Below are 13,854 nucleotides of genomic sequence, written 5' to 3' on the forward strand. Positions count from 1 at the left end.
CCCGACACCATCCGCGCCGATGTCGATCACGACCGCAATGCGGCGCTCCTGTCGCTGAAGGTGCAGGTGCATCGCGAACTGCTCGACGAAATCAATCTGACCCAACTGGAAAAACTGTCGCGGGCGCAGGTCGAAACCGAAGCGGGCGACCTGATCGCGGACATTCTGAACCGCCATCAGCTGGCGCTCAACGCCAGCGAACGGCGGGCGATGGTGAGCGACGTTCTCGACGAACTGCTGGGGCTGGGACCGCTCGAACCGCTTTTGCAGGACGAGACGATCACCGACATACTGGTCAACGGGCACGATATCGTCTTCGTCGAGCGGCGCGGCCTGCTGCAGCGCGTCGACACGCGCTTCAAGGACGAGAGGCACCTTTTCCGCATCATTCAGAAAATCGCGAGCGCGGTCGGACGACGCATCGACGAATCGTCGCCCTTCGTCGACGCCCGGCTTGCCGACGGGTCGCGCGTCAACGCGATCGTCCCGCCCCTGGCAATCGACGGTTCGCTGCTTTCGATCCGCAAATTCGCCCGCATTCCGATCAATATGGCGCGACTCGTCGAACTGGGCAGCGTGCCCTCGGCGGTCGCCGAGGTGATGGAGGGGATAGTAAGAGCGCGCCGGAACATACTCATCTCCGGCGGCACGGGGTCGGGCAAGACGACCTTGCTCAACGCCATTTCGGCCTTCATCGACGAGCATGAGCGCATCGTGACGATCGAGGATTCGGCCGAACTGCAATTGCAGCAGGAACATGTCGCGCGGCTGGAGACGCGCCCCGCCAATATCGAAGGCAGGGGAGAGGTCACGCAGCGCGATCTGGTCAAAAATGCCCTGCGCATGCGCCCCGACCGGATCATCGTCGGCGAAGTCCGCGCCGGCGAGGCCTTTGACATGCTCCAGGCGATGAACACCGGCCACGATGGGTCGATGACCACCGTCCACGCCAACACGGCACGCGATGCGCTGTCGCGCGTCGAACAGATGATCGGCATGAGCGGGATCGACATGCCGCCGCGCGCGGCGCGCGGGCAGATCGCATCGGCGATCAACATCGTGATCCAGATCGGCCGACTTTCCGACGGCCGCCGCCGTCTGCTCAGCCTGTCGGAAATCACCGGGATGGAAGGCGACGTCATCACCATGCAGGAGATTTTCCGGTTCCGCATGGCGGGGCGCGACGCCGACAACCGCGTCGTCGGCCATTTCGAGGCGACGGGCATCCGGCCCAAGTTCCTGGAAACGCTGTCGGCGCACGGCGTCGAGCTGTCGCCCGATCTGTTCCGGCCCGACCGGCGGATCGATTGAGATGAACGACGCAGCCATCCGCTTTCTGATGATGCTGGCGCTTTTTGCGCTGGTCGTCCTGCTCGCGCAGGCGGTGATCGGCTTCGTCGTCGAACGAAGCGGCAAGAGCCGGGCCGTGAATCGCCGGCTTCGCCTGATCGAGTCGGGGGTCGATCGCGAGGCGGTGACGTCCCTGCTCCGCAAATCGCTGCCGCGCAGACTGGAAGGCGTCCCGCCATGGGCAGCGAGCACCCTGCAATCCTTCCGCCGGCTGCTGAACGCAGCGAACATCGGCATGGGCGAACTTCAGTTGCTGGGGCTGATGCTGGTCGGCGCGGTGACGGTCATGTTCATCATCCTGGTCGCGGCGGGCCTGACCGGCTTTCCCATCACCCTCGGCGTCGTGCAGCTCGGGCTTGTCATCGGCATCGTCGTCGCATTCCTGTTGCCATGGATGGTGATCACGCGCCTTGCCGATCGTCGGCGTCGGCGGATGGAGCAGCAGTTCCCCATCGCCCTGGACATTTTTGTGCGCGGCTTGCGGTCGGGGCATCCGATTCCGGCCGCCTTGCAGCTTCTGACGGTCGAGATGGAAGATCCGATCGGCACCGAGTTCGGCATCGTCACCGACGAGATCGCCTTCGGCCTCGACCTGCGCGAAGCGCTGGCGCGCATGGCCGAACGCTGGGGTCTGCCCGACATGCACATGTTCGTCGTGTCGGTGTCGGTGCAGATGGAGACAGGCGGCAACCTTGCCGAGATTCTCGAAAATCTGAGCAAGGTCATCCGCGACAGGGCGAGCATGTTCATGAAGGTGCGCGCGCTGAGTTCCGAAGGCCGCATGACCGCGGTCATTCTGACCGCGCTGCCGATCCTTGCCTTTGTCGGCCTGTTCCTCACCAATCCGGTCTTCTATCTCGACGTCGCGACCGATCCGATTTTCTTCATCGGCTTCGGCGGATTGATCCTCCTTTATCTGGTCGGATTCTTCACCATCCGGCGCATGATCGACCTGAAGGTGTAACATGGTCGAGGTTCTTGCATCATCGCCCTATCTCCGGCTCGGCTTTCTCGTCCTCCTGTTCGTGATCGTCTCGTCGCTGGTCTATTTCGGGGTTCGGCTGATACTCAGCCGGCGCGTCATATTGAGCCGTCTCGAATCGCCGGCCCTCCCCGGATCGCACCGCGACGATTCGGATGGCCTGAGGGCCGCCGATGTCCGCTCGGGCGCATGGGCAAAGCTTGCCGCCACGATCGAGCAGAGCGGCCTGTCGCTTGGCGATTCGAACCCGCAGGGGCTGCGTCGACGGATGCTCGCCGCCGGCTATCGGTCGCCGCACGCGCCGAAGATTTATACCTTGTTGCGGCTCGCACTCATCTTTGCGCTCCCTTCGGCGCTCGTTCTGCCGCAGCTTCTTTCCGAAACGCCCGTCGACCTGTTCATGCTGTACCTCCAGGGTGCCGGCCTTGCCTTGATGGGGCTCGTGATTCCCAGCCTCTTCCTGACCGCCAAGGCCGACCGGCGGCGGCAGGAGATATTGAACGGATTCCCCGACTGTCTCGATCTCATGCTGGTCTGTGTCGAGGCGGGCATGGGACTGGAGGCCGCGCTCGATCGCGTTGGCCGCGAAATGACGCTCTCGCACCCGCTTGTTGCCGAACAGATCTCGCAGACAACGCTCGAACTGCGCGCCGGCGCGAGCCGCGAGGAAGCCCTGCGCGCGCTCGCCGATCGCAGCGGCGTCGACGAGATCCGGGCCTTTGCGACCCTGCTGATCCAGTCGGACAAGCTGGGCTCCAGCATTGCGACGACGCTCCGCATCTATGCGGCCGAAATGCGCGAGAAACGCCGGATGCGCGCCGAGGAAAAGGCGCACCGGCTTCCCGTGCTGCTCTCCATACCGCTGGTGGCCTGCATGTTGCCGGTGATGATCGGCGTGCTGATGTTGCCTGCCGTCATTCGCGTGATCCGCGACATCGCGCCCGCGCTTGCAGGAGGAGGATGAATTGACCCGACTCGCCCTTCATGCCGTCCTTGTCGCCACGCTTGCCATGTCCGGATGTTCGTCCGGCCCGCGCTTTCAGGCGGCGCTGCCGCAGGTTCGGGATGTTCCGGTCGTCGCAAATCTCGCGCCGCACGAGGCACTGGCGCGCGGGCGCAGCTTTCTGGGGGCCCGTCAATATGGGCTGGCGATCGAATTGTTCCGAAACGCCGGTCGCGATCCTGCGCTGCGAACCGACAGCCTCAACGGACTCGCCGTCGCTTATGACGCGATCGGGCGCCGCGACATCGCCGAACGCTATTTCGAAGAAGCGCTCGCGTCGCAGCCCGACGACGCGCGCACGCGGCGCAACCTTGCCCGCTTTTATGCGGCCACGGGCCAGATGGACAAGCAGCGGGCCATTCTCTCCGCAACGGTCGCCATTGCCGCGCCCGCTGGGTCGGCATCGAAAGGGAATGAAGGGATGGCGGAGATCGTCCATGACACTGCGACGCCGCGCGCAATGGCGATCGGGCAGCAAACGCCGCTTTCGGCCTTTCTGCCGCCGATGATCGTCAGGGCGGCCCTGCCGCCGCAAGGGGCATCCGCCTCCCCTGCCACCACGACGAACGGCCGGACGGGTGACGTCGTCGAATGCCTGCTCGACCGCCCCGTCGGCGCGGCAGCCGTATCCGCCGAAATGCGGATGTTCCGGTTGAACATCGGCGAAGTGTTCATCGCGGCCGAGCCTCCCGGCACCCTGTGCCGCAACGCGCCGACGGGCGCCGACGGGCAGCCCGAATCCGGCACGAGCAATGGCGAATATCTGGGCCGGGTTGCGGCCTATCTCGACCGGCTGAACCGGCAGGCCGCGGCCGAGGAGTTCGCGGCGTTGTGGCGGGCGACTTTCTGGTCGTACCGCGGGGCCTGAGGCGCACGGACATGCCTTGTCGGCCAGCCACCTGCCTCGCGGCCTTGCTTGTGTCCGCCGCGCAGGCGACCGGCGCAGGCGCCGCGCCCCCGCCGCCGGTCGAGCAGGCGTCCGCCAATCCGGACCCATCGAACGGAGTCGCCGCCGCCGACCCGCTGATCCTTGCCGATGATGCCCTGCAGGGTCGCCGTCTTTTCGAAGCCCAGATGTATCTCGACCGGCTTGCCGCGGATCCACGTCCCGAAGCGCTGTTGCTGCGGGCCGAACTCGCGCTTTTGCGGGGTCGACCGCACGAAGCGCTCGCCCTGCTCGCGCGTCCCGGCGCCGATTCGACGCCGGTTTGCCGGACAGGCGCGGCCGCTGCGATGGCGCTGCTGCAGGTCGGGCGGGCCGAGCAGGCCTCCGCGCGATCCGAAGCGCTCGACAGCCGCTGTTCGGCCGACCCGTTCCACTGGCGCACGCGAGGCCGGATTTCCTATGCGAGGCGCGACATTCCCGGAGCACTTGCCGCCTTTCGGCAGGCTCTGGCGCTCCAGCCATCGGATCCGGGCATCGAAAACGACCTAGCCGTATCGCTTATCGCCGCAGGCGATGCCGAACAGGCCGCAGGAATGCTGACCGAATTGCTGCGCCAGGCGCCGGAGGCCAGCGATGTCTCCCTGAATCTGGATTTCGCCAATGCGATGCGCGGAATCGAACCGGTGCGCAGGCCACAGGACGACGACCAGATGTGGAGCATCCGGCTGGAGATGGCGGGTCAAGGCGCGCGGCAGGCCCGTCGGATAAAACTGGCGGAATCGCTGCTGGCCAGGGCGCTGCTCAATCGGCCGCGTCACGACGACGCGTTGTGGCAGCAATATGCCGAGGTCGCCGGACGCGATGATTGACATCATCGCCCTTTGCCAGCTGCTCTTCGTGCTGCTGCTGCTCGTCGCGGCGGCATCCGATCTGCGCTATCGGCGCATTCCGAACCTGATCCCGGCGCTCATCGTCCTGCTTTTCATCGTCGGCTGGCTGCTGGGCTTTCCATTCACCGGCCCCTGGTGGGCGCATGGCTTTCACTTCGTCGCGGCGTTGCTCGTCGGCATGCTGCTTTTTCGTTTCGGATGGTTTGGCGGTGGCGACGCCAAATTATACGCCGCCTGTGCGCTGTGGTTCTCGTTCAGCGACGCCCTGTTGCTGATGTTCGTCACAACCGCGTCGGGGGCCGTCATCGTGCTTGTGCGCGCGCTGGCGATCGTTGCGAGGTCGATCTTCGGATCCCCCGGCGCGCCCCCCGACGGCCCGCGCCAGAAGCGCGCGCCCCGTACCATTCCCTATGGCATCGCAATCGCGGCTGGGGGCATCGCATCCCTTTACTCGGTCTATTAGAGCGGCGTGCTGTAATCTGATCCAGCGGGATGGCGATGAAAGAAATGTCGGCTTCCCGTGGAAAACCGACGCTGCCCTCATTGCGTGTAAAGCAGCGGCGGCCGCCAGGCGCTTTCGTCGACTTCGTCACGGACCTTGTAGACCAGCCCCTTGCTGTTCAGGAACAGCTTTTCCATCTCGCCGCGGGTGAAGGGCCGCGATCCCAGGCGGCCGAACACCGCCATCTGTCCGCCGGTCTCGTCGACCGCACGATCACGGTCGAGACCCTTTGACAGCGCGAGCGCAGGTGAGGGCGTTTTCGCCCAGGCGATCAGCTCGGGCGTCGGCCTGGGCGAGAATCCATAGAGGCCGGGGTTGTTCGGGCTGGTGAGCTGGATCACCTTGATGCCGCTGCGCCCGTCGGCGACATAGGCGAAGAGCGAGGCGTTGGTCGATGCGACGATCACATCCTCGGCATCCTGCATCGCGCCGTCAAAGGTCAGCGGCGGCCAGGCGAGCGGCGACGCGGGGCGCGTCACATCGACGATGACCAGCCCGTCGGTCTTTGCCGCGACATACATATAGGTGCGCGCGAGATAGAGCTTGCGCGCATTGGCGAGGCGTACCGTGCCCGATGGCACTGCGACCGGCTGCGCCAGGTTCGTGACGTCGAACAGCTTCACCCCCTCGGCATCGGTGACCCAGAGGTAACGAAACTGCACCGCGCTGGCGCGCGCGTCGGTGAGCGGCAGTTGCGCGGTGACCTTTGGCTGGAGAGGGGTCGAGAGGTCGAGCACGACCAGCCCAGCATCGGTGGTGATATAGGCGTAGCTGCCCGCGAGCGTGACGTGCCGCGCGCCCGCGAGCACATTGCCCTCGTTCCATGTCAGTGCGCGCTTCAGCCGGTTGTTGCGAAACTCGCCGTCCGCGAGCGTGTCGACATCGACGAGGATGAGCCCTTCGACACTGTCGGTAATCACCGCATAGCGATAGATGGCGTGCATCACCTGTTCGTGGTTCTCGGGAAAATTCTTGACGATATTCTCGTTGCGGCTGACGCTGATCGGCTGCGTCGTCGCAAGCGCCATGCAGGTCGCGTTCTTCGTCTTCACATGCGTGTCGTGGCCGAGCGGCGAGAAGGGCGCGCGGACGATGCGTTCGGAAAAGCCCTTGTTGCCGATCGAGGCGACGTCATAGACGCGGAAGCCCCCGCGGCCCTCGGCAACGAACATATATTCGCCGCGCTGCTGGAGGCAGTTCACCCGCCCGCTGGTGTCCTGAACGATGTTGGCGAACTCCTCGAGCGCGCGCGTTTCACCCGACCCTTTCGCGTCGAAAATCTTGCCGCGCACCCAGTTTTTCAGCTCGCGGCCGTTCTGGTCGACGTGCAGCTTCCAATAATCGGGATAGGCATAGCGGTGGAGGTAGCTGCCGATCACCGCCTGCGGCTCGTCCCATTCGGTGACGCGCGTTGCCTGAAAACCGTCCTCCATCCCCGACCAGACATTGAGCCCGACGAAGTTGACGAAATTGGTGCCGAGCAGCAGCAACTGCGACATGATCGCATTATTGTCGTCGGCGGCCGATAAATGACAGTCGCTGCACTGCTTGGTTTCCTGACGCCGCACCGTGTGCGGGAAATGCGGCGCAAAGGCCTGGCTCGAATAACCCGCCGACGAGATCGGCGGCTGCTGCACATAGATGCGCTCGCGATTGATGTTCGTCGATGACAGGATCAGCGCCGAGGTCGAGCGCACCGGGGCGATGATGCCACGCACCTCGCCGTTCGGGCCTGGCTCGCCGGGCTTGGTAAGCTGGTGGCGGCCGAGCTGGAACATTTCGTCGCGCGCCACCTGCGGATTATAGGTCGCGAAATTGCGCGTCTCCTCGCCCTCGAAATGGTGCATCCTGGTTTTCCAGTTCGCCTCGATCGGCAGATGGCAACCGCCGCAGCTCGTCGTCCAGCTGAGGTGACAGGTGAAGCAGGTCATCTTGTCGTCGCCGTGCGCGCGGTCCTCCTTGGCAACACCCGGTCCCCATTCATACTTGCCGTCGTCGGCGCCGCTGCGCGCCATCAGCTTGGCGCGCGCCGCCTTGGCGTTGAAATGCGGCCCCGGCATCACCGATTGCTTGACGAGACTGACCTGCCATTCGAGCTTCGGATCGACGATCGAGCGCTGGATCAGCCCGATCACCTCGGCATCGTCATTATACTGGAACTCGAAGCGGCGGCGTCCATCGGGGTTGCGCAGCAGCGCAAGATTGGTCCCCTGCGGCCGCGCCGCGACGTTCGAGGTGAGCAGATTGGGCAGCGCGTCGGCGGTCCCGTGGCAATCCTTGCAACTGATCTCGACCGCGTTCGCGACCTCACCCTGGATATAGCCATTGCCGTGCGCGTCCTGCGCAAAGTGGCAGTCGGCGCACTGCATCCCCTTTTCGGCGTGGATGTCCATCATATGCACCGTCTTGCCGGGGTTGATCCCCGGCGGCACGAACTTGCCCTCGACGCCGGGCCGCCCCGGATCGGCGCTCAAAAGGCAGAGGTCGCGTTCCTTCGCGTCGCTGTAATGCGTGCAGCTCTTGCGCCATTTTTCGGGGTCGGCGGGATCGACGATATTGGCGGTGTCGGTGCCATAAGTCGCCATATTGCCGTCGGCGGTCAGCAGATTGCCATTGCGGTCGCGCTTGAAGATGCCGCGGAAGTTCCAGCCGTGGCCGTGATAATCGGCGAACTGCGTGTCCTTGTTGGTGTCGTTGACGTCATAGACGTTGCGCAGGAACTCGACATCGGCCCACAGCCCGCGCGGCGCGGCGCCTTCGGGATTGCGTTCGAGCACCTGATGCACTTCGGCGGCGGTCGGATAGCGCTGTTGCTTATACTTCGCCTGATACTCCGCGTCGCTCATCCCCGGCGGGCGCGGCGCGGTGTTTTCAGGGCCGGGCCAAAGCTGCGGCGCGTCCGATTCATAGTCCCACATCGTATAGCCGAGGTAGCTGTTGAGGAAGATATTGGGCTGGTGCATGTGGCAGGTCATGCACTGCGCGGTCGGGATTGCGCGGGTGAAGGCGTGGCTGATCGGATGGCCCGATTCGCGGCGCGGCTTGTGACCGGGACGCGCCGGGACATCCGGATCGGCGGGGTCGATCAAGGCGCCATGGCCGCCGCCGGCATGGTGGCCATCGTCGGGGGCGTGCGCGTCGTCGCCATGCCCGCCGCCCTTCCATTTTTTCTCCGCGATCGTCGGGTCGATCGTCGCGGTTTCGCCGTCGCGGCCGAACCGGGCATAGGTCAGGCTGTGGCGCGGCTCGCGGTCGTTGGCATAGATGACGTGACAGCCCGCGCAGCCCGAATGGCGATAGTCGCCGGGCTGGTCGTTGGTCCCCATGAACCACATGAAGGGATCGTTGAGGCGCGTCTTGTGGATGTTGAGCACGGGGATCGCGACGCGCAGCCCGGTGCCGGGGCCGCGGTTCGACTGTTTGAGGTCGGGACGACCGGGCTCCTCGAGCCGCTGGATCTGTCCCGTCGGGTTGGGCAGGCCGATTTCGGGGAATTGCGTGTTGATGTTGCGCCCGCCGCGCTCGAAGACGCGGAACACGTCGCCCGGCGGGATCACGCTCCAGCGCGGCAGCGGATACATTCTGGCGAGCGCGCCGCGCTTCCTTTCGGCATCGGTCAATATCTTGTCCGAGGGGAAGGCGGGTTTGCACGCCTCGGCATATTCCTCCGCCGTCAGCCGCGACGAGGGCGAGAGGATGCACGCCGGATCGCCGGCGCGCGTATAGGCCTCGCCAAAGATGTAGTTCTTGTAGGGGATGATGCCGTTGTTATACGCCGCACCGCCCCACAGCATCGCGCCGGTCGACATCAGCGAGCGTTCGGTCGCCTCGATCACCTCCATATGACACGCCCCGCACGCCTCGCGCGCGACACGATAGTCGCTGGGATTGACGAAGCGGATGAACTCGGGCGCCTCCTTGTTGAGCAAGGTATAGCTGCGCTCGGGGTTCGCCGAGCTGTCGTGCCACGCGCCGGGCAGGGTCGGCTGCGGATGCGCGACCTTCATCGCGGCGATATTGTAGGGGTTTTTATACCCCAGCTCGGGTTTGCCGAAGGCGGCGGGCGAGGTCGAATCGCCGCCGTGACAGTCGGTGCAGCCGAGCTTGACCGCCGGGGTTGCGTGCATCGACGGCTGGTCGGTGCGCGTGTGGCAGCTGTAACAGCCGGCCGATTTCGCCGCTACCTCGGCGTCGCTCTGCTCGCGCGGCGCGGGCGGGGTGAAGCGATAGGTGATCTTGAGCGGCTTTTCCTCCTCGGCCGCGCGGCCGACGCTCGCGCCGAAAGCGGCGCAGAGCGTCACAAAGGCCAGCAGGGCGAAGAGTTTGCGCATCACCATCTCAAAAACTCAAAATCACATTGGCGAGGATCGACACATAGGCGTCGTTCTTCTGCTTGTTGTCGAACAGGTCCTTGAACCCGTCGCCGGGGAGCAGCACCGCGGCGCTAAGCCGCCCGACGATATTCTGCGTCGCCTTCGGCCGCCAGATCGCGGCGACCGACAGGTCGAAGCCGATGTCCCTGGGGATCGATCCTTCGACGCGCAGCGCCTGCAAGGTCGTGGTGTTTTCGAACCACAGATGGTTGGCGTTGACGCTGACGCGCGTCTGCGGCGACAGGTCGAAATCGGCGCCGGCGCCGATGAAGATGGTGCCGGGGTTGTTGAAGTTCGACTGCCCCTCCTCCTTCGACGAGCGCAGCGAATTGAGGATGCCGTTGCGGCCGTTGATCGCGATCGCGCGCCCGCCGCCCGCGAAGGGGATCGTCTGGCGGATCCAATAGCTGGTGTCGGCGCCGCCGAAGATCGGGTTTTCAAAGATCGCGTCGAATCCGCCCTCGGTCTTGTTATAGGGGTCGCCGTCGCCGGTGGCATAAAGCCCCGAGAGGCGGAAGCGCATCCAGTCATAATCGTAACTGAGTTCGACCGCGCCGAACCCCGCGCGGATTTCGGCCGGCTGGCTGGTGAAAAAGCTGTTCCGGTCCTCGCCCAGCGCGGCGTAGAAGCTCGCGGTCAGGTTGATCCGCCCGATCCGCCCGTCGGCGCTGTAGCCCAGATAAACGACATCATATTCGCGCCCGCGCAGGTCGCCGATCAGCGCCGGGCGCACCGGAAAGCCGTTGTGGTCGATCTGCACGTCCTTCTTTTCGCGGTTCATATTATAGGTCACGCTGATCTGGCTGGTCAGCCCGACGACCGGAAAATCCTGGCGATAGAGGTTGGCGGTGAGGACGAAATCGTCGCGCGGCGTCTGGGTGATGTCGTTGAGGCCCGAATTGGTGTCCTTTTCGAGCCGCCAGAAGGCGGCGAAATTATACTGGAAGCGGTTGTTGTCGCGATTGCCGAAGAAGCGCAGCCCCAGCTGGCTGTCGTTGAACAGGAAACCGCGAAAATCGCTCTGGAACGGCTGGATGCCGAGCCGCACCGAATAGAAATCATAGCGGTCGGACGTGTTGCCGAGATGCTTGTCGACGAACAGTTCCTGCACCCCCAGGAAGCTGTCGTAACGATGGCTCGCCTTCGACGGGCGCACGTCGAGCACGCGCCGTTCGGGCACGTCGACATAATTGGCCTGCCAGGCGAGCGTCAGCCGATATTCGACATCGGGCGGCTTGAACGCGGTCGATCCCTTGATCAGCGCGACGCCGCCGATGAAGGTCTGCGCAAAGACAAAGCTGCGGTCCTTGCCGAACACGTCGAGGCTGCCCGGTCGCTCGGTCGTCTGGACACCGACGGGGATCGGAAAAGTGCGCGGTTCGAACACCGTGTCGGACACGGCATTGGCGACGAAGAACCAGTCGTCGCCCTTGATCGGCAGCCATTTGACCTTGTCGGGGTCGATCGCGCGGTCGCCCTTCAGCGTGTTCTGGTGATAGGGGTCGAACCAGCGTTCCTTGACGACGCCCAATGTCTCGATGAGGCGCCAGCGGTCGGGAACGGGAAGCTGGTCCTCGATCCCCGGAAACGCCTGCGGCGGCGGCGGGCGCAGCGCGCCGACATTGTCCTGGCTGAGCGCGTCGGGCAGGTCGGGGCGATAGCCGGGGCGGCGACGGCCCTCGATCATGTCGGTCACGAGATCGTCCGGCACCATCGCCTGCCAATCGACGGGCGGCGGCGGCGGGGTGAGTTCTTCGGCGGCGGGTTCGGCGGGCGCGGCCTCGACCGGCGGGTCTTCAGGCGCGGGCGGCGGCAACGGCGCTTCGGTCCCCGGCGCACCCTGCGCCGCGAGCGTCGCGATGACCGGCCACAGGCTGCCCCCCGTCATCATCGCCTATAGCCCGTCGCAGACATTTTGCTGCGCGGTGTCGAGGAAAGGCGCAAAGGGACAACTGATATAGCGCAGGCGCACCGTGCGATTGTCGGCGAGCGTCACGACGACATTGTCGGCGCGGATGGCCTTGGGAGCATTGCCGATGCCGCCGATGCGCGCCCCGGCGTTGTGCGCGCCCAGAAAACTGATCATATCGTCCTGGTCGATGCCGTCGCCCGACACGCCGATGGCGCCGACCAGCGTCGAACCGCGATAGATGGGCACCGATCCGGGGAAGATCTGAATGCCGTTCTGGAGCCGGTTCTGCCCCGGCGCGGCGTCGGGCAGGGTGGTGCAGCGCTGCGGCGTGTCGGTCGGGCTCGCGCCCGACACAAAGCCCAGATGCGCGCCCAGATTGCCGATGATCAGCGCCGATTGCAGCCCGGTCGAAAAGGGATTGAACTGCGCGATCGGGCGCGACAGCGGCCCGTGCGGACGCCCGACCTCACCATCGGGGAAATAGGGGCGCGACAGATTGCCGCCCGAGCGGTCGGCAAATGCAACGGCGCCGGTGAGCGCGGCGGGATCGTTCAGGAAACTGCGCACCGCGGGCACGAAGGCGGCGACGTCGGCGCTCGCGTTGGCCGACAGCTCGGTCGCCGCCTGTGCGCCCGAGAAAAAGGCGGCGGTGCGCGCTTTCTGCAAGGAGACGTCGGTGCCGAAGATCGGCGCGTCAGGCGAGCGGACGATGCCGAGCACCGCGCCGTGCGTGTCGACGAGGCTGATCGTCACCTGCGCGCGGCTGTCGAGCGGGCGGCGGATTTGCGCGCGCGCGCGGCTCATCACAGCAAAGGCTTCCTCGAGCACCGCGCGCGCCTCGGCCGCCGTCAGCGGCGCCGCGACGCTCGCGCCGTCGGTGCCCGCGCGGACCGGGTAGCGGTTGGCGCCGCTGCCGTCGGTGAGGATGAAGGCGTCGCGGTTCGAAAATTCGGCCGGCGTCGAGGCGCGGATGCCCGACGCTTCGCTGCCATAGACAACCCCTGCGGTGATCGCGGCATTGGCATAGCCGATGACGGCGACGAGATTGCCCGCGCTGCCGTTGAAGCTCGCGAAACTCGCGCCGCCGCTTGTCATCACCCCGGCGAAGGTCGCGTCCGAAAAGCGCAAGGTCGTCCCGTCGACGGCAATCCTGTCGGCGGTGATCGTGCTTGGCGCCTCGAACCCGCGCGTTCCCGCAAGCGCGATGAACTCCTCGTCATCCTCGTCGATGTCGAGGATATCGGGGTCGCTGCCATAGACGCCGTCGCCCATCACCCCGATGCCGCCGACGAGTACGCCATTCTTGTAGAGCGGCAGTCCGCCGGGATCGGCGGCGAGACCGAGCGGCGAGCGTTTCGGACCGATCAGCGCGGCCGGTCCCGCGGCGCCGAAGCGCGCAGACAGGTCGCTGCACGGCAGCTGGCTGAACTGCACGCCGAACAGCGGGCCGCTTTCGAGGCCGACGGTGGTGGGCGCGGGCGGAAAATGTTCCTGGACGATCTGGCTTGCGGTGCGCGTCGAAAAGGCGTTGCCGCCGCTTGAGAGATAAGCGCCCGTCACCGCCTTGGCGATCGCGCCGCCTTCGGCCGGAAAGGTGACATTCTGCGCGTCGATATTGTCGCCATTGGGCGCCGCCGAGGTCGTCGCGGTCGCGCGCGCGCCGTTCATGCGGAACACCGCCAGCACATTGCCGACGCGGTCGGTCACCGCGATCACCGAGGGCAGCCCGCGCGCCTGCGCCTCCGAGATCGCATTGGCGAGGATCGTCTGCACGTCGCCGACGCTGAGCGATTCGGCAGCGGGCGGGGTGTAGAGCCCCCCGGTCGGCGGGGGCGTCGGCGTCGGAGCGGGCGATGGCGTGGGCGTGCCGCCGCCCCCGCCGCCGCACGCGGTCAGCAGCAGCGTGCCCATCGCGACAAGCGCGCCCGACCGGAAAAGATGGCTCTTGCGTCGCAT

General features: G+C 65.6%; 9 protein-coding genes. 6 read left to right on the plus strand and 3 right to left on the minus strand.

Annotation, left to right across the window (positions count from 1 at the left end; all coding sequences use genetic code 11):
- The first annotated feature begins 9 nt into the window (after positions 1-9).
- From SALA_RS14050 to SALA_RS16515, 6 genes are read left to right on the plus strand one after another with little or no spacing between them, the layout of a single operon-like run.
- Positions 10-1,311 (plus strand): CpaF family protein, encoded by a 1,302-nt coding sequence (locus tag SALA_RS14050; RefSeq protein WP_153802716.1) that lies wholly within the window; start codon positions 10-12, stop codon positions 1,309-1,311.
- 1 nt (position 1,312) lies between these two features.
- Positions 1,313-2,314 carry a type II secretion system F family protein gene (locus SALA_RS14055; protein WP_011543032.1) on the plus strand — a complete coding sequence of 334 codons (1,002 nt, stop codon included), beginning with the start codon at positions 1,313-1,315 and terminating at the stop codon, positions 2,312-2,314.
- 1 nt (position 2,315) lies between these two features.
- Complete coding sequence (locus SALA_RS14060; protein ID WP_011543033.1) at positions 2,316-3,296, plus strand: type II secretion system F family protein; 981 nt, start codon at positions 2,316-2,318, stop codon at positions 3,294-3,296.
- A 1-nt stretch (position 3,297) separates the two neighbouring features.
- A complete protein-coding gene (locus tag SALA_RS17380; protein ID WP_011543034.1) occupies positions 3,298-4,203 on the plus strand; it encodes a tetratricopeptide repeat protein in 906 nt (301 codons plus the stop codon).
- Positions 4,204-4,253: 50 nt separating this feature from the next.
- Positions 4,254-5,090 (plus strand): tetratricopeptide repeat protein, encoded by an 837-nt coding sequence (locus SALA_RS14070; protein ID WP_192807425.1) that lies wholly within the window; start codon positions 4,254-4,256, stop codon positions 5,088-5,090.
- Positions 5,083-5,574: an A24 family peptidase gene (locus SALA_RS16515; RefSeq protein ID WP_011543036.1), complete on the plus strand. Its 492-nt coding sequence runs from the start codon at positions 5,083-5,085 to the stop codon at positions 5,572-5,574. Before SALA_RS14070 ends, SALA_RS16515 begins: the two co-directional genes overlap by 8 nt.
- A 77-nt stretch (positions 5,575-5,651) precedes the next feature.
- Here the strand turns inward: SALA_RS16515 and SALA_RS14080 are convergent, their stop codons facing one another.
- The 3 genes from SALA_RS14080 to SALA_RS14090 are packed head-to-tail and all read right to left on the minus strand — an operon-like array spanning position 5,652 to position 13,854.
- On the minus strand, positions 5,652-9,944 hold the full coding sequence (locus SALA_RS14080; protein WP_041384168.1) for an LVIVD: 4,293 nt from the start codon (positions 9,942-9,944) through the stop codon (positions 5,652-5,654).
- Between the two features lie 7 nt (positions 9,945-9,951).
- Positions 9,952-11,877, minus strand: coding sequence for a hypothetical protein (locus SALA_RS14085; RefSeq protein WP_011543038.1), 1,926 nt, complete (start codon positions 11,875-11,877; stop codon positions 9,952-9,954).
- Between the two features lie 3 nt (positions 11,878-11,880).
- Positions 11,881-13,854: a heme-binding protein gene (locus SALA_RS14090; protein WP_041384169.1), complete on the minus strand. Its 1,974-nt coding sequence runs from the start codon at positions 13,852-13,854 to the stop codon at positions 11,881-11,883.

This window comes from Sphingopyxis alaskensis RB2256 (assembly GCF_000013985.1).
Classification (GTDB): Bacteria; Pseudomonadota; Alphaproteobacteria; order Sphingomonadales; family Sphingomonadaceae; genus Sphingopyxis; species Sphingopyxis alaskensis.

What these genes read in the sequence shown, in the direction of transcription:
- SALA_RS14055 (WP_011543032.1), top strand. Translation starts at nt 1,313, where the DNA reads ATGAACGACGCAGCCATCCGCTTTCTGATGATGCTGGCGCTTTTTGCG.
- SALA_RS14060 (WP_011543033.1), top strand. Translation starts at nt 2,316, where the DNA reads ATGGTCGAGGTTCTTGCATCATCGCCCTATCTCCGGCTCGGCTTTCTC.
- SALA_RS16515 (WP_011543036.1), top strand. Translation starts at nt 5,083, where the DNA reads ATGATTGACATCATCGCCCTTTGCCAGCTGCTCTTCGTGCTGCTGCTG.
- SALA_RS14080 (WP_041384168.1), bottom strand. Translation starts at nt 9,944, where the DNA reads ATGCGCAAACTCTTCGCCCTGCTGGCCTTTGTGACGCTCTGCGCCGCT.
- SALA_RS14085 (WP_011543038.1), bottom strand. Translation starts at nt 11,877, where the DNA reads ATGATGACGGGGGGCAGCCTGTGGCCGGTCATCGCGACGCTCGCGGCG.
- SALA_RS14090 (WP_041384169.1), bottom strand. Translation starts at nt 13,854, where the DNA reads ATGCGACGCAAGAGCCATCTTTTCCGGTCGGGCGCGCTTGTCGCGATG.